Source organism: Albidovulum litorale, assembly GCF_025751495.1.
Classification (GTDB): domain Bacteria; phylum Pseudomonadota; class Alphaproteobacteria; order Rhodobacterales; family Rhodobacteraceae; genus Albidovulum; species Albidovulum litorale.
On the sequence record NZ_JAOWKZ010000001.1, the window covers coordinates 971,948 to 987,137 of the forward strand.

13 protein-coding genes, 1 other RNA gene and 1 pseudogene are annotated in these 15,190 nt (G+C 63.3%); 11 read left to right on the top strand and 4 right to left on the bottom strand.

Annotated elements, in window-relative coordinates:
• Window positions 1-26: 26 nt before the first annotated feature.
• Window positions 27-671, top strand: a complete 645-nt coding sequence (nth, locus tag OEZ71_RS04930; RefSeq protein ID WP_263738795.1) for an endonuclease III — start codon at window positions 27-29, stop codon at window positions 669-671.
• The gene (locus OEZ71_RS04935; protein WP_263738796.1) at window positions 668-1,657 is read left to right on the top strand and encodes an adenosine kinase; all 990 of its coding nucleotides are present in this window, start codon (window positions 668-670) and stop codon (window positions 1,655-1,657) included. The genes nth and OEZ71_RS04935 overlap by 4 nt, the downstream gene beginning before the upstream one ends.
• 19 nt (window positions 1,658-1,676) lie before the next feature.
• Here the strand turns inward: OEZ71_RS04935 and OEZ71_RS04940 are convergent.
• Both OEZ71_RS04940 and OEZ71_RS04945 read right to left on the bottom strand, forming a co-directional pair.
• Window positions 1,677-2,445: pseudogene (locus tag OEZ71_RS04940) on the bottom strand (IS5 family transposase).
• A gap of 663 nt (window positions 2,446-3,108) precedes the next feature.
• Window positions 3,109-3,591 (bottom strand): BrnA antitoxin family protein, encoded by a 483-nt coding sequence (locus tag OEZ71_RS04945; protein WP_263738797.1) that lies wholly within the window; start codon window positions 3,589-3,591, stop codon window positions 3,109-3,111.
• A gap of 161 nt (window positions 3,592-3,752) precedes the next feature.
• On the opposite strand from OEZ71_RS04945, the gene ffs reads away from it, so the two are divergent.
• An RNA gene (gene ffs / locus OEZ71_RS04950) (signal recognition particle sRNA small type) lies at window positions 3,753-3,849 on the top strand.
• A gap of 159 nt (window positions 3,850-4,008) precedes the next feature.
• Complete coding sequence (rsgA, locus tag OEZ71_RS04955) at window positions 4,009-5,049, top strand: ribosome small subunit-dependent GTPase A (RefSeq protein WP_263738798.1); 1,041 nt, start codon at window positions 4,009-4,011, stop codon at window positions 5,047-5,049.
• A gap of 298 nt (window positions 5,050-5,347) precedes the next feature.
• Here the strand turns inward: rsgA and OEZ71_RS04960 are convergent, their stop codons facing one another.
• Complete coding sequence (locus OEZ71_RS04960; RefSeq protein ID WP_263738799.1) at window positions 5,348-6,187, bottom strand: universal stress protein; 840 nt, start codon at window positions 6,185-6,187, stop codon at window positions 5,348-5,350.
• 208 nt (window positions 6,188-6,395) lie between these two features.
• Here OEZ71_RS04960 and ccoN point away from each other — a divergent pair, with 208 nt between their 5' ends.
• Genes ccoN through ccoP form a run of 4 tightly spaced genes read left to right on the top strand, consistent with a single transcriptional unit; the run spans window position 6,396 to window position 9,799 of the window.
• Window positions 6,396-7,997, top strand: a complete 1,602-nt coding sequence (gene ccoN / locus OEZ71_RS04965) for a cytochrome-c oxidase, cbb3-type subunit I (protein ID WP_263738800.1) — start codon at window positions 6,396-6,398, stop codon at window positions 7,995-7,997.
• 15 nt (window positions 7,998-8,012) lie between these two features.
• Window positions 8,013-8,738: a cytochrome-c oxidase, cbb3-type subunit II gene (gene ccoO / locus OEZ71_RS04970; RefSeq protein WP_263738801.1), complete on the top strand. Its 726-nt coding sequence runs from the start codon at window positions 8,013-8,015 to the stop codon at window positions 8,736-8,738.
• 10 nt (window positions 8,739-8,748) lie between these two features.
• On the top strand, window positions 8,749-8,928 hold the full coding sequence (locus OEZ71_RS04975; RefSeq protein ID WP_263738802.1) for a cbb3-type cytochrome c oxidase subunit 3: 180 nt from the start codon (window positions 8,749-8,751) through the stop codon (window positions 8,926-8,928).
• Between the two features lies 1 nt (window position 8,929).
• Window positions 8,930-9,799, top strand: coding sequence for a cytochrome-c oxidase, cbb3-type subunit III (gene ccoP / locus OEZ71_RS04980; protein WP_263738803.1), 870 nt, complete (start codon window positions 8,930-8,932; stop codon window positions 9,797-9,799).
• A 256-nt stretch (window positions 9,800-10,055) separates the two neighbouring features.
• Here the strand turns inward: ccoP and OEZ71_RS04985 are convergent, their stop codons facing one another.
• Complete coding sequence (locus OEZ71_RS04985; RefSeq protein WP_263738804.1) at window positions 10,056-11,537, bottom strand: aldehyde dehydrogenase; 1,482 nt, start codon at window positions 11,535-11,537, stop codon at window positions 10,056-10,058.
• A 148-nt stretch (window positions 11,538-11,685) separates the two neighbouring features.
• On the opposite strand from OEZ71_RS04985, the gene OEZ71_RS04990 reads away from it, so the two are divergent.
• Genes OEZ71_RS04990 through OEZ71_RS05000 form a run of 3 tightly spaced genes read left to right on the top strand, consistent with a single transcriptional unit; the run spans window position 11,686 to window position 15,190 of the window.
• Window positions 11,686-12,495, top strand: coding sequence for an alpha/beta hydrolase (locus tag OEZ71_RS04990; RefSeq protein ID WP_263738805.1), 810 nt, complete (start codon window positions 11,686-11,688; stop codon window positions 12,493-12,495).
• Window positions 12,492-14,576, top strand: a complete 2,085-nt coding sequence (locus OEZ71_RS04995) for a CoA transferase (RefSeq protein ID WP_263738806.1) — start codon at window positions 12,492-12,494, stop codon at window positions 14,574-14,576. The genes OEZ71_RS04990 and OEZ71_RS04995 overlap by 4 nt, the downstream gene beginning before the upstream one ends.
• A gap of 11 nt (window positions 14,577-14,587) precedes the next feature.
• Entirely contained in the window at window positions 14,588-15,190 is a 603-nt protein-coding gene (locus OEZ71_RS05000; protein WP_263738807.1) for an amino acid synthesis family protein, read from the top strand.

Genomic DNA, 15,190 nt, shown 5'->3' on the forward strand with positions numbered 1-15,190 from the left:
CGCGCGGCCATTGCATACCGGCTCTCATGGCGCGACAGCTCGACTATCATACGATCCAAGCGATCTTCACCCGCTTCCGTGAGGCCGAGCCCGAGCCGAAGGGCGAGCTGGAGCATGTGAATGCCTTCACGCTTGTCGTCGCCGTGGCCCTGTCGGCGCAGGCGACGGATGCGGGGGTGAACAAGGCGACGCGGGCCCTGTTCAGGATCGCCGACACGCCGGAAAAGATGCTGGCTTTGGGCGAAGAGGGGCTGATCGAGCATATCAAGACCATCGGCCTTTTCCGCCAGAAGGCGAAGAACGTCATCAAGCTCAGCCGCATCATTGTCGAGGAATACGGCGGCGAGGTGCCGTCATCCCGTGCGGCATTGCAATCGCTGCCCGGCGTCGGGCGCAAGACGGCGAATGTCGTCCTGAACATGTGGTTCAAACAGCCTGCTCAGGCGGTCGACACCCATATCTTTCGGGTCGGCAACCGCACCGGAATCGCTGTCGGCAAAACCGTCGAGGCGGTTGAACGCGCGATCGAGGACAACGTCCCGGCCGAGTTCCAGCAACATGCCCATCACTGGCTGATCCTGCATGGCCGCTATATCTGCGTGGCGAGGAAACCTAAATGCGGCGCCTGCCATATCCGCGACCTTTGCCCCTATGAGGAGAAGACCCTTTGACCAAGTATCAGGTTGTCGGCATCGGCAATGCCATCGTCGATGTGCTGACCCAGTGCGACGACGATTTCCTCGACTGGATGGGGATCGAAAAGGGCATCATGCAGCTTGTCGACCGCGAGCGGGGCGAGACGCTTTATGCCGCGATGAAGGAACGCACACAGGCGCCCGGCGGGTCGGTCGGGAACACGCTGGCGGGGCTCGGCAATCTGGGGCTGAAGACGGCCTTTGTCGGCAAGGTCAAGGATGATGCTTTGGGCCGGTTCTATGCCAAGTCGCTTGAGGCGGAGGGGACGGATTTTCCGAACCCGCCCTCTGCGGCAGCGGACCTGCCCACCTCGCGCTCGATGATCTTTGTTTCGCAGGACGGCGAGCGGTCGATGAATACCTATCTTGGCGCGGGCGCGGATTTCGGGCCCGCGGATCTGGATGAAGAGGTGGTAAAATCCACAGATTACCTGTTCCTGGAGGGCTACCTCTTCGACAAGGATCAGGGCAAGGCCGCGTTCCTGAAAGCGGCCGAGGCCTGTCACAAGGGGGGCGGCAAGGCGGGGATTTCGCTGTCGGACCCGTTCTGCGTCGACCGGCACCGCGCCGATTTCCGGCGGCTCGTGCATGACCAGATGGATTACGTGATCGGCAATCAGCATGAATGGTGTTCGCTCTATCAGACCGAGGATCTGGAAGCGGCGCTGAAGCAGGCTCAGGAGGATTGCCCGCTGGTCGTCTGCACCCGGTCGGGCGCGGATGTCGTGATCCTGCGCGGCGAGGAACGGGCCGAGGTGCCGGTGCACCGTGTCGTGCCCGTCGATGCAACCGGCGCGGGCGACCAGTTCGCCGCCGGGTTTCTTTACGGTCTGGCGACCGGCCAGCCTTTGGCCAAGGCAGGCCGCATGGGCTGCATCGCGGCCGCCGAAGTCATCAGCCATTTCGGTGCAAGGCCCGAAGTCGACGTCAAGGCGCTCTTCCGGGCGCAGGGGTTGATCTAGGCTCCAGCCTCATTGATCGTCAAAGCCAGAGCATGACGATTGCGGCGAGGGCGACGGCGGACAGGAAAGTCGTCGCGCATCTGTTGTAGCGCGTGGCGATGCGGGGCCAGTCCTTCAATCTGCCGAACACGATCTCGATCCAGTTGCGGCGGCGATAGCCCCGCTTGTCGTCGCGAACCGGCTTGCCGCGGGACTTTCGACCGGGGATGCATGGACGTATCCCTTTGTCTTTCAGCGTTTCCCCGGACCAGTCGGCGTCATAACCCCGGTCTGCGATCAGCCATTCGGCGGCGGGCAGACTGCCCAGCAAGGCGGCGGCTCCGGTGTAGTCGCTGACCTGGCCTGCGGTCATGAAGAACTTCAGGGGCCGTCCCTTGGCGTCCGTGACGGCGTGCAACTTGGTGTTCAGCCCGCCCTTGGTCCGCCCGATCAGACGCCCGCGCTGGTCGTCGCCCCCTTTTTCGCCCGCAGGCTCCAAGCCGTGCGGTGCGCCTTCAGATAGGTCGCGTCGATCATGGCGACCTTCGCCTCGCCCCCTCCGGAGACCAGCCCCTCCATCATCCGCGCGAAGACCCCCATGTCGCCCGCCGCTTCCACCTGTTGCAGAGCGTCTTGGGAGGGCCATACTCCCGCGGCGCATCGCACCATCGCAACCCATTGCGATTGATGAAGATTATCCCACTCAGAACCCGCCTATCATCGACCCGCGGCTTGCCATGGCTCTTGGGGAAGAACGGCGTAAGCCGCTCCATCTGCTCGTCCGTCAGCCAGAAAAGGGTGCTCGTCATCACCCCCGTCAGTCCGGGAGCTTGAATGACGCAGGCCGGGCGCCCTCAAGCAAATCAATGGGTCCTGACCCTAAACTGGAGCCGCTGTGCATGACCTGGCTGTCCTCGACGATACCAATCCAAGTTACCGCCCTGCCATGCTTGGTCGAGCCGCAGCCTCACAGCCTTTCTCCCACCAATCTGGACCAGCTTGATCGCCTCTTTGTTCTGCACATTCACCTCAGACGACGGCTCAAACGCGGTCTTTGCCTCTCCACCGAGAACGGGCGGACAGACTACGCATCGGCTCGACCTGAAAGGCCGATGATCGGCCCAAGGCAAGCCAGGTAGACAAATAGGAACAGTCTTATGGCAAAGCCTCTCTCAAATGGCGCTCGCTGATGAGCAACTCTGCTTGCGAGGGCTGTAAAGTCAATGTTCGTGAGTTTTCACACCAATGCGATCCGATATCTGCATGGGCGGTATGGCTGCCGACTACCCGGCGCATAAACTGGGCTATTTGGTAGGTGCAGCAGCGACGCTGACCTCGAAATCGTACCGTGCGTCGAGATGGTGTTCTTTGCAGAATGGGGCTCGAATGGAAGCGCTTCCAATGCGTCTCCTTCCGGCTCACTTCAGTCAGATGCACTCTCGCTGTGACTCCTTGAACCCTGCGACTTCCACTCATCCTCGCGTCAACCCGAAAGCCGCATCCAGCAGGCTGCGGCTTTCCGCGTCGAACAGCCCCTCGGTATCGCGCAACGACAGATAGGTCTGACGCGCCTCTTCCGACTGGACGACACCGAACTCGCTCATCACCGCGCTGAGGTCGCGGGCCTGACGGTCGATCTCGCCCATCCGCATCTGCGCATAGGTCGCAAGGATATGGTTGATCCGCGCCTGATAGCCCTTGCCCATGGCGCGGAACAGTTTCGCCACGCTGGCGTCGAGCCTGAGCGTGATCTTCACCTTCTCCTCCTCACTGTCGATATCCTCCTCGACCGTGGCCCAGGCTTCGGGCACCCGTTCCTGCACCCGCCACCACAGCCCCTCGTCATCGCCTAAGCCCTGAAGGTGCCGCGCGAGCCTTGCGCGGGCCATCCGCGCGGTGCGGGTCTGGATAAAGCGGCGGGGCGGTTCGGTACTTTGTGGCGCGGGATCGGTCATCGGCTCGGCTCCTTTTCGGCCGGTTCAGCCTCGCCGGAACGGGTAAAGACCGGCCGAACGGGCCGCGCGGTCCTGCCATACGTTTTGCCGACAGAATGCCGACGGCGTGCCGACCCGACCCCGCCTTGCGAATCCGCGGACCAGCCTTTATATCGGACCCCGAGAGGTTGGCGCGGGCGAGCGCCTCGCCAACCCGGTCAGGTCCGGAAGGAAGCAGCCGTAACGAGCCCCGCTTGGGTCGTTGTCCAGCCTCTCACCTTCGGTCACCACCGGCAAAAGGAGTAGAACATGGCAGAGCTTGTTTCCCTCCGGGCCGGGGCTGTCTGAGACCTCCGATCTGCCCCGCCCATCCCGACATTCCCCGCCTGCAGCACCGGCTGACAGGCAAAGATATCGGTTTGCCAAGAGGGCAGAACATTGACCCCCAATTCTCATGCACTCGCCGATCTCGGATGGTCGGCGGACTTCCTGCGCCAGCTCGATACTGATGAGCTGGACAGCCTGAAACCGGCCCGCGTCACCGGCGTCCACCGCGACCGGCTAAGCGCATTGTCCGAAAGCGGCCCGCTTCTCCTCACCCTGCCACCCGGCCTGTCCGCAGGCGATGTCGCGGTCGGCGACTGGGTTCTCGCCGACCCCTCAACGGACCGGGCTGAACGGCTACTTGGCCGGAAAACAAGGATTTTCCGGCGCGCGACGGGCGATGCCTCACGCGAACAGCTGATCGTCGCGAATGTCGATACGGTCTTTCTGACCACCTCCTGCACCGAGGAATTCAACGAGGCGCGGCTCGAACGCTACCTCGCGCTGGCCCATGCGGGCGGCATTCCCCCGGTCTTCGTGGTCACCAAGGCCGACAAGACAGATGACCCCGACGCCTATCTCGACCGGCTCCGTGCCATCGCGCCTTCGGTTCCGGCGATCCTGCTGAACGCCAAATCCCCCGGTGCCGTCGACACGCTTCGCGACTGGTGCGGGCCGGGCAAGACCGTGGCCTTCCTCGGCATGTCGGGGGTGGGCAAATCGACGCTCGCCTCGGCGCTCACCGGGATCGACCTTGAAACCGGCGAGGTGCGCGAGGACGACATGAAAGGCCGCCACACCACGACCGCGCGCGAGATGCACGCGATCCCCGGCGGCGGCTGGCTGATCGACACGCCCGGCATGCGCGAACTTCGCCTGACCGACATGGCCGAAGGCATCGACGAAACCTTTGGCGAGATTACTGAAATCGCCAGCGAGTGCCGCTTCCGCGACTGCACCCACGGGCCGGAACCCGGCTGCGCGGTGCAGGCGGCCATTGCCGCGGGGCGGGTCGATGCGGGCCGGTTGGAACGCTGGAAGAAGCTGAAAGCCGAAGATGCCGCCCATGCCGCATCGGCCGCCGAGAAAAGGCGCCGGGGCAAGGCGTTTTCCAAGGTCGTCAAGCAGGCGATGAAGGCGAAGCGTCCCGGCTGATTCCGCTCTCCTCCCCCCATCTCCTCCCCTAAAGGTGCGGGGATGGGGATCAGGCTGGCGCGGGCGCACACTCATCCAGGAAACGCGGGGTAAAGAACTAATTTACCGATTGCAGGATATAACCGGGCCTCCCGGGCCATGTTTTTCGTATGGCAACCGCAGTCATCACCACGGCGGGGCGGATATCGTAAAGATCGACATGTCTTTGCTCGACGCCCCGAACACAGACGCGCAGGACCGATTCACCGGTCCCGCGCGGGTTCAAGGCAGCGACGCCCCGTGGCGGGCGACGAAAGACTCAATGCACCATCAGCACCGGAACTTCGCAATGTTCCAGCATGTTGCGCGTGGTGCCGCCGAGGATCGCCTCGCGGAACCGCGAATGGCCGTAGGCGCCCATCACCACGAGATCGGCATTGATGTCGCGGACATGGCGGGCAAGAACCTCGGATGTCTTCGGCAGGGTCTTGGCCAGAACCGAAACCTCGGCATGAACACCATGACGCGACAGAAGCTGGGACAGCATCCCGCCGGGATCGGAACGTTCCGGACCATGGGTCGGCGGGTCGATGATGGTGATGTCCACCATGGTGGCGGCCTTCAGCACCGGCAGCGCGGCGCGGGTCGCGAACAATGCCTGATCGCTCTGGTTCCAGGCCAGCGCGACACGGGTGCCATAGTCGGCCCCCGAATAGCCTTCGGGCAGGATCAGAACCGGCGCGCGGCCCTCGAAAAGCGCGGCTTCGACAATGGCTTCGGCGGCCTGACTGCCCGCTGGACCATAGGGTTTCGACAGGATGACGAGATCGGAGAACCGCGCCAACATCGCCACCGGCCCGCCCAGCGCACCGATCTGGGCGACGGCGGTATCGACACCCCAGCGGATGTCTTCCGCATCAAGCCGGGCACGCACCGCCGCTTCTGCCTTGTCCGCCTCTTCCCGCGCCTGATTGTAGGCTTCCTGTGTGAGGATCGCGGTCGCACCCGCATAGTAATAACCGGTCTGGGTCAGGTCGACGCCAATGCAGAGAACGTCTAGATGCGCGTCCTCGCGCCGTGCGAGCGCCACGGCGGCGTCGATCTGGGCAGCACTTCTGCCGGCGTCTGTGATGATGGTAAGAATGGATTTGAAGGCCATCGGTGCATCTCCTCGGTGCATGGCTACCGCTAAATGAACCTTAGGCCCCGCGTCGCATCCCCACTTTGACAAGGATCAAACCGCCCGATCCCGGCATTTGACCCAGATCAAGGCGGGTCTTGCCCCCCGCCGCCACAACGCGCTCAGTCAAGAAGTGGCCGGTTCAAATCCCGAATCGGGCACAAAGGCATGACGAGGGAACGCTGAGATGTGGGATTATGTAAAACTCGCCGTACTCGGCGCGATTGCGGTTCTTGCCGCCATCGCCGCCAACTACGCGCGCGACTTGGCCTATATGGTCAACGCCATGACGGTGATGCTTGCCGCCGCTGTGACCTTCCTTTGGGTCCTGCGCCGGGTGGGCGAGGATCATCCGGAACCGGTTCACGAATATAATGACGGCGTCGTCCGCGCGGGCGTGATCGCCACGGCCCTCTGGGGTGTCGTGGGCTTTCTCGTCGGCGTGACCATCGCCTTCCAGCTTGCCTTTCCGGCGCTGAATTTCTCTGAACTCACGCATGGTTACCTGAATTTCGGCAAGCTCAGGCCCTTGCACACCTCGGCGGTCATCTTCGCCTTCGGTGGCAACGCGCTTATCATGTCGTCCTTCTACATCGTCCAGCGCACCTCTGCCGCCCGGCTCTGGGGCGGCAACCTTGCGTGGTTCGTGTTCTGGGGCTTCCAGCTGGTGATCGTGCTGGCCGCGACGGGCTATATCCTCGGCGCCACCCAGTCCAAGGAATATGCCGAGCCGGAATGGTACGTCGACTGGTGGCTGACCATCGTCTGGGTCGCTTTCCTCGCCGTCTTCCTCGGCACGATCGTCAAGCGGAAAGAGCCCCACATCTACGTGGCGAACTGGTTCCTTCTGTCCTTCATCGTCACCGTGGCGATGCTGCATGTGGTGAACAACCTCTCGATTCCCGTCTCGGTCTTCGGGTCGAAGTCGGTGCAGGTCTTCGCCGGTGTGCAGGATGCGATGACGCAGTGGTGGTACGGCCACAACGCGGTGGGCTTCTTCCTGACCGCGGGCTTCCTCGGCATGATGTACTACTTTGTGCCCAAGCAGGCTGAACGGCCGGTTTACAGCTACAAGCTGTCGATCATCCACTTCTGGGCGCTGATCTTCCTTTATATCTGGGCCGGTCCCCACCACCTGCACTACACCGCTTTGCCTGAATGGGCATCGACGCTGGGCATGGTGTTCTCGATCATCCTCTGGATGCCGTCCTGGGGTGGCATGATCAACGGCCTGATGACGCTCTCGGGCGCCTGGGACAAGCTCCGCACTGATCCGATCATCCGGATGATGGTCGTCTCCATCGGCTTCTACGGCATGTCGACCTTCGAAGGTCCGATGATGTCGATCAAGGCGGTCAACTCGCTTTCCCACTACACCGACTGGACCATCGGTCACGTCCATTCCGGCGCGCTTGGCTGGAACGGCATGATCACCTTCGGCGCGCTCTACTTCCTGGTGCCGAAACTGTGGAAGCGGGAGCGGCTTTTCAGCCTGACGCTGGTCAGCTGGCACTTCTGGCTCGCCACAATCGGGATCGTGCTTTACGCCGCCTCGATGTGGGTCACGGGCATCATGGAAGGCCTGATGTGGCGTGAGGTCGACGACCAGGGCTTCCTCGTGAACGCCTTCGCCGACACCGTCAGCGCCAAGTTCCCGATGTATGTGGTGCGCGGCATGGGCGGGGTTCTCTACCTCCTCGGTGCGATCATCATGGTCTACAACCTCTGGGCAACCGTCGCGAAACAGCCGGCCACGGCATCCGTTTCGACGCCGGTCCCGGCTGAATAAGGAAGGGACCGCAAGATGGGTATCCTTGACAAGCACAAGTTCCTTGAGACCAACGCAACCGCGCTTCTGATCGGGTCCTTCCTGGTTGTGACCGTTGGTGGCATCGTGGAAATCGCACCGCTCTTCTACCTTGAGAACACCATTGAGAAGGTGGAAGGCGTGCGGCCCTACACGCCCCTGGAACTGACCGGGCGCGACATCTACATCCGCGAAGGCTGCTATGTCTGCCACAGCCAGATGATCCGGCCGATGCGGGACGAGGTGGAGCGCTACGGCCACTACAGCCTCGCGGCGGAATCGATGTACGACCATCCGTTCCAGTGGGGGTCCAAGCGCACCGGACCGGATCTGGCCCGAGTGGGCGGCCGCTATTCGGATGAATGGCATGTCGATCACCTGACCGACCCGCAATCGGTCGTGCCGGAATCGGTGATGCCGAAATACGGCTTCCTCTCGAACCGTCTGATCGAGCCTGATCACATCGAAGATCGCCTCTCGACCGACGCACTGGTCGGCGTGCCCTACACGTCCGAGATGATCGAACTGGCCAAGGCCGACTTCGCCGCGCAGGCCGATCCGGACGCCGATACCGACGGGCTGATCGAGCGATATCCGGGCGCGGTCGTGTCGAACTTCGACGGGCAGGCCGGCATCACCGAGATGGACGCGCTGGTGGCCTATCTTCAGGTTCTGGGCACGATGGTCGATTTCTCGACCTTCCAGCCCGATCCGAACCGCTGAGGAGGGGGAGATGGATCTTTACACCATAACCCGCCAGTTCGCCGACAGCTGGGCTTTGCTCGCGCTGTTCCTCGTGTTCCTCGGGGTTGTGTTCTGGGCCTTCCGGCCCGGATCGCGGTCCGTGCACGACGACATCTCGAACATCCCCTTCCGGCATGAAGACAAACCCGCCCCGGCGGAGGAGGCCTGACATGAGCAAGAAACCGATCAAACAACAGGCCGAACCGGATACGACAGGTCACGTCTGGGACGGCATCGAGGAATACAACAATCCGTTGCCGCGCTGGTGGCTCTGGACGTTTTACCTGACGATCTTCTGGGGCGTGCTCTACACGATCGCCTACCCCGCATGGCCGTTGGTAAACTCGGCCACCCAAGGCCTTATCGGGACCAACAACCGTACGGCGGTCGCGGCCGAGATCCAGCGCTTTGAAGAGGCGAACGCCCCGGTCGAGGCGAAACTTGTCGCCGCCGACTTGACAGAAATCAATTCGGACCCGGATCTGGTCAACTATACACAGAATGCCGGGGGCGCGATTTTCCGCACTTGGTGTGCGCAGTGTCACGGGTCGGGTGCGGCAGGTGCCAAGGGCTATCCGAACCTTCTGGACAACGACTGGCTCTGGGGAGGCACGATGGAGGATATCCACCTGACCATCAGCCACGGTATCCGCAATACCGAGGACCCGGACGCACGTTATTCCGAAATGCCGCGCTTTGGCGCCGACGAGCTTCTGGAACCCGCACAGATTGATCAGGTCGTGCAGTATGTGCTGCAGCTTTCGGGACAGGAGCATGACGCCGGTCTCGCGACCGACGGCGCCACCGTCTATGCCGACAACTGCGCGGCCTGCCATGCCGAAGACGGAACCGGCGACCGCTTCCAGGGTGCGCCGAACCTGACCGACGCGATCTGGCTCTATGGCGGTGATGTCGAGTCCGTGACCGAGAGCGTGGTCAATGCCCGCTTCGGCGTCATGCCGGGCTGGACCGGTCGCCTGTCTGAGGCCGACATTCGTGCGGTCTCGGCCTGGGTCCACAGCCGCGGCGGCGGAGAATAAAGAATTCGGGGGACGGGTTCCGGCCCGCCCCCCGGGTAGAGAGCATCGGCGCCCCGTCCTGTTCGCGCGTTTCCTGGGGGCGCCGGTGCCTTTCTCTTAACCGATTTTCCACCATCGTGTCAGCCAAGATTAGCGGGCGAAGATAGACTTCCCTCCCCGATGCAACTGGCTGGGAATCCTCCCAACGGATGATTAGGCAACGCTTCTAACGGCAGTCTTAAGCGGCCGGTACCAGCCGTGCCGAACTTACCGCCCCTCACCGCATGACAAACGGATTGGCCATCGGCGCATCGGATGTGTTGACCCAGACCGTCTTCGGCCGCGTATAGTCGTACATCGCCTGAAAACCGCTTTCACGGCCATAGCCTGACCCCTTGACCCCGCCGAACTCGGCAATAGGTGAGACGACGCGGTAGGTGTTGACCCAGACAATTCCGGCGCGTATCGCCTTCGCCATCCGCATCTGCCGTGCGCCCGAGCGGGTGAAGATGCCCGCCGCCAGCCCGTGCTTGGTGTCGTTAGCGAGTTTCAGAACCTCTTCCTCGGTTCTGAACCGTTGCACCGCCAGCACCGGACCGAACAACTCGGTATCGACGATGCGCAGGTCCTGACGCGGACAGTCGAGGATCGTAGGTTCGTAGTAGGTGCCCGGCAGCCCCTCAGGCCGCTTGCCGCCGGTCAGGACCTTCGCGCCCTCGCTGACCGCATGGGCGACCTCGCGTTCGATATGTTCCAGCTGGCCGGTCGTGCAAAGGGGCCCCATCTGGGTTTCCTCTGCCAAGGGATCGCCGATCAGGATCTTCTCGGCGAGGGCAGTCATTTTTACGAGGAATTCGTCGGCGATATCCTCGTGCAGATACAGCCGCGATCCGGCGACACAACTTTGCCCCGTTGCGCCAAAGATACCGGCGATGGAGCCGTTGACGGCGCTCTCGATATCGGCGTCGTCAAAGACGATGAAGGGCGATTTGCCGCCCAGTTCCAGCGACACTTCGGCGAAGTTTTCGGCCGAATTGTACAGGACATGCCGCGCCGCGCCCGGCCCGCCGGTAAAGGAAATCCGTGCCACCAAGGGGTGAGAGGTCAGGGCCTTGCCGCAGGGATCGCCATGGCCGGTGACGATATTGACAACACCGGGTGGAAAACCGGCCTCTTCGATCAACTCACCGAATTCCAGCATGGCGGCAGAGGCGTGTTCGGAGGCTTTCAGCACCACCGTATTGCCCGCCGCCAAAGCCGGGCCGATCTTTACCGCCACAAGGAAAAGCTGCGAGTTCCACGGAACCACCGCCGCCACAACGCCCAGCGGCTCGCGCCGGGTAAAGACGAAGAGGTCGGGCTTGTCGATGGGCAGCGTTTCGCCGGAGATCTTGTCGGCGCAGCCCGCGTAGAAATGGAAGAACTCGGCGATGTATTTCGCCTGCCAGCGGGTTTCTTTCAGCATCTTGCCGGTGTCGATACTCTCGGTCCGGCCCAGTTCCTCGGACTTCTGCGCCAGAAGATCGCCGAGCTTGCGCAGGCAGCGCCCGCGCGCCGAGGGCAGCATCTCGGCCCAGGGGCCAGAGGTAAAGGCCCGGTCGGCGGCGCGCACCGCGCGGTCGACATCCGCCGCCGTCGCCTCGGGCACGCGCGACCAGACCTGACCCGTCGAGGGGTTCACGCTGTCGAACATGCCGCCGTCAGAGGCGCCCACCCATTCGCCGTCGATCAGCATCTTGTAAGTTTTTACGTCAGCCATGGCGCCGTTCCTCCCGCGTTGTTCCTTCAATAGTCACTAAGCCGCGCCGGGTGGGATCGGATTTTTCGTCAGGCCATGGCGAAAAATGCGGATGCGGTTGTACCCGGTGGTGGCACCCATGAATAAACAGGGACCGCAGGAGGGGAGAATGGCCACCGGCACGGCACAGGATGGGACCGTCTATGACCTCTCCGGCCCCGAAGGCGCGCCGACGGTGGTGCTGATCCATGGGCTGGGGCTGAACCGGGCCTGCTGGCAGTGGCTGGTGCCTGAACTGGCCGGGCGCTACCGGGTTCTGGCCTACGATCTTCTCGGCCACGGCGAAAGCGGTCCGCCACCGCCTGACCCGGTGCTGAAGACGCTAGCGGACCAGTTGGCCGGGCTTCTGGATCACCTCGGGCTTAACCGAGCTGCGATTGTCGGGTTTTCGCTGGGCGGGATGATCGCGCGGCGGTTCGCGCACGACCATCCGGAGCGCGTCACTGCGCTTGGCATTCTGCATTCGCCCCATGAACGGACGCCCGAGGCGCAGGCCGCGATCCTTGCCCGCGTCGAACAGGCGAAGGCCGAGGGGCCGAGCGCCACGGTCGAGGCGGCTTTGGTCCGCTGGTTCACCGACGCCTACCGCGCGGCCAATCCGCAGATGATGGACCTCGTCCGGTCCTGGGTCATGGCCAATGATCCCGCGATCTATCCGCAGGTCTACCGTATCCTCGCGACGGGCATCCACGAGATCGTGGCGCAAACCCCGCCGATCACCGTGCCTGCGCTGGTGATCACTGGCGATGAGGATTACGGCAACGGCCCCGAAATGACCCGCGCCATCGCGGCTGAGATCGCAGGCGCCGAGGCGCTGATCCTGCCGGGCCTGCGGCACATGGCTCTGGCCGAAGATCCGGCGGCGGTGAACCGCCCGCTGATCGCCTTCCTTGATCGGCATCTGGGGGCGCAACCATGACCGGCATCCTCAGGGGCATCCGTGTGCTCGACCTCTCTCGCATGCTGTCGGGGCCCTATTGCACGATGATGCTGGCCGATCATGGGGCCGAGGTCATCAAGATCGAAGGCAAGGGCGGCGATACCAGCCGCCAGAATGGTCCGTTCCGCGACGACGATCCGAATCGCGAGTGGGCGGGTTATTACGTCAGCCTCAACCGGTCGAAGAAAAGCGTGCAGCTTGATCTGAAGACGGACGAGGGCAAGGCTGCCTTCCGCGAGCTGGCTGCCACCGCCGATGTCGTGGTGGAAAACTTCCGCCCGGGCGTGATGGAGCGGCTGGGCCTGTCCTATGAAAGCCTTGCCAAGGTCAATCCGCGTCTTGTCTACGCCGCGATAAGGGGCTTCGGCGATCCCCGGTCCGGGGTCAGCCCCTATCAGGACTGGCCCGCCTATGACGTTGTAGCCCAGGCAATGGGGGGGCTCGTGGCGCTGACCGGGCCGGATGCGGCGACGCCGACCAAGGTGGGGCCAGGGATCGGCGACGTCTTTGCCGGGTCGATCATGGCTTTCGGCATTCTCGCTGCGTTGCGCGAGGCCGAGGCGACGGGTCTGGGACAGTTCGTCGATATCGCCATGTATGACGCCATGGTCTCGCTCTGCGAACGCGCGATCTACCAGCACGATTTCGACGGCACGGTGCCGGGCCCCGAGGGCAACGGCCATCCGCTTCTGGCCCCATTCGGGGTGTTTCCGGCCCGCGACGGCCATGTGGCTTTGGGCATCGTCGACGATGCGTTCTGGCAAAATCTGACCCGCGCCATGGGACAGCCGGCGCTGGGGACGGACCCGCGTTACGCGACCCGCGCCGACCGGCGGGCGAATTCGCCCGAGGTGAATGCGCTGGTCGCCGACTGGACATCCGCGCACAGCAAGGCAGAACTGGCCGATCTGCTGGGCGGTCTTGTCCCCTTTGGCCCGGTGAACACGGTCGCCGATATCTTCGCCGATCCGCATATCGCCGCACGCAGCATGATCGCCGATGTGCCACATGCCGAGCCGGGCCACAGGAACTGGCGGGTTGCAGGTAATCCGCTGCATTTTTCGCGCAACCCGACACCTGCCCCTGTTACGCCCGCGCGGCTGGGGGAGCATGATCAGATCCTTGTGGAACGCCCGGTGGCGCCGCCGGTCGATCCGAAAGCCCTGCGCAATGCTTTCGGCGCTTTCGCCACCGGCGTCACCGTCCTGACCGCACGGCAGGTGGACGGCACCCCGCGCGGCTTTACAGCAAACTCCTTCACCTCTGTGTCGCTCGACCCGCCCTTGCTGCTCGTCTGCCTCGCCAAGACCGCGCATAGCTGCGAGACGTTCATGCAGGCCGACCATTTTGCCGTAAACGTACTGGCCGAAGAGCAGAAGGCAATCTCGGGGCTATTCGCCAGCCGCGCAGCGGACAAGTTCGATCAATGCGACTGGCGGCCGGGCGCGGGCGATGTGCCCCTGATCGACGGGGCACTGGCCCAGTTCGCCTGCGTTCGTGAACGGCTCGTCGATGCGGGCGATCATATCGTGCTGATCGGCCGGGTGATCGATTTTGCGACGGCCGAGGGTAGTCCATTAGGCTATTTCCGGGGCAGCTACTTCTCCATCGGTCTGGAGGACCGGCTTGTATCGGCCGTTTCGGCGACGGGCGGCACACGGATTGGTGCGGTGCTGACGGATGAGGGGCGGCTCTTGCTTTGTGAAGCTGCGGATGGCGCACTTTCGGTGCCCGTCGCGCCAGGTCCCATCCCCAACCTTGAAGCGCTCAGGCGGGACCTTGCCGCGCGGGGCCTGAGGCCGGAGGTCGAGTTCCTTTATGCGGTTTACGAGGATAGCGAGACGGGTACGAATGGCATCTTCTATCACGGTCAGGTCGACGGCCCGGTGCCCAAGGGCATGGCGCTGATCCCCCTTGATGAGGTGCCTTGGGAGCGCGTGGCGAATGCCGCCGAACGCTCGATGCTTGAACGTTATGCGGGTGAGTTCCGCCACGGCGCCTTCGGCATCTATCAGGGCAATGAAACAACCGGAAAGGTCCGTCGCGTGACGGGAAGCTGAGGGAGAGAGAGATGCTGCCGGAATTGCGAAAGGTCGTGACTTATGACGAGGATATCCACCGCGACGGCGACCGCGCCGCCAATCCGGTGCTCAGGGTGATCGGGGTGGCTGCCGTGGTGAAGAATCCATGGCATGGCAGGGGGTACGTCGAAGACCTCGCGTCCGAGATCCGGCGCATGGCCCCGCCCTTGGGCAAGATACTGACCGACCGGCTGATCGCGCTTGCGGGTTCCGGCGACGCGATAGAGGCCTATGGCAAGGCCGCCCTATGTGGGACGGATTGCGAGCTGGAGCACGGCTCGGCGCTGATCCACACACTGCTTTACGGCAATTTCTATCGCGAAGCGGTAGGGGCGAAGACCTATTTGGGTTTCACTAATACGCGCGGCCCCGCCAACACCCAGATCCAGATCCCGCTGATGGACAAGCATGATGGCGGGCGTCGGTCGCATTACCTGACGGTCCAGTTCTCCATCCCCGATGCGCCGGGGCATGACGAACTCGTGGTGGCCCTGGGCGCGGCAACCGGCGGGCGGCCGCATCACCGGATCGGCGACCGCTATTCCGATCTTGCCGCGCTTGGGCGTGACGTGGAGAACCCGGCCGGGGTCTAA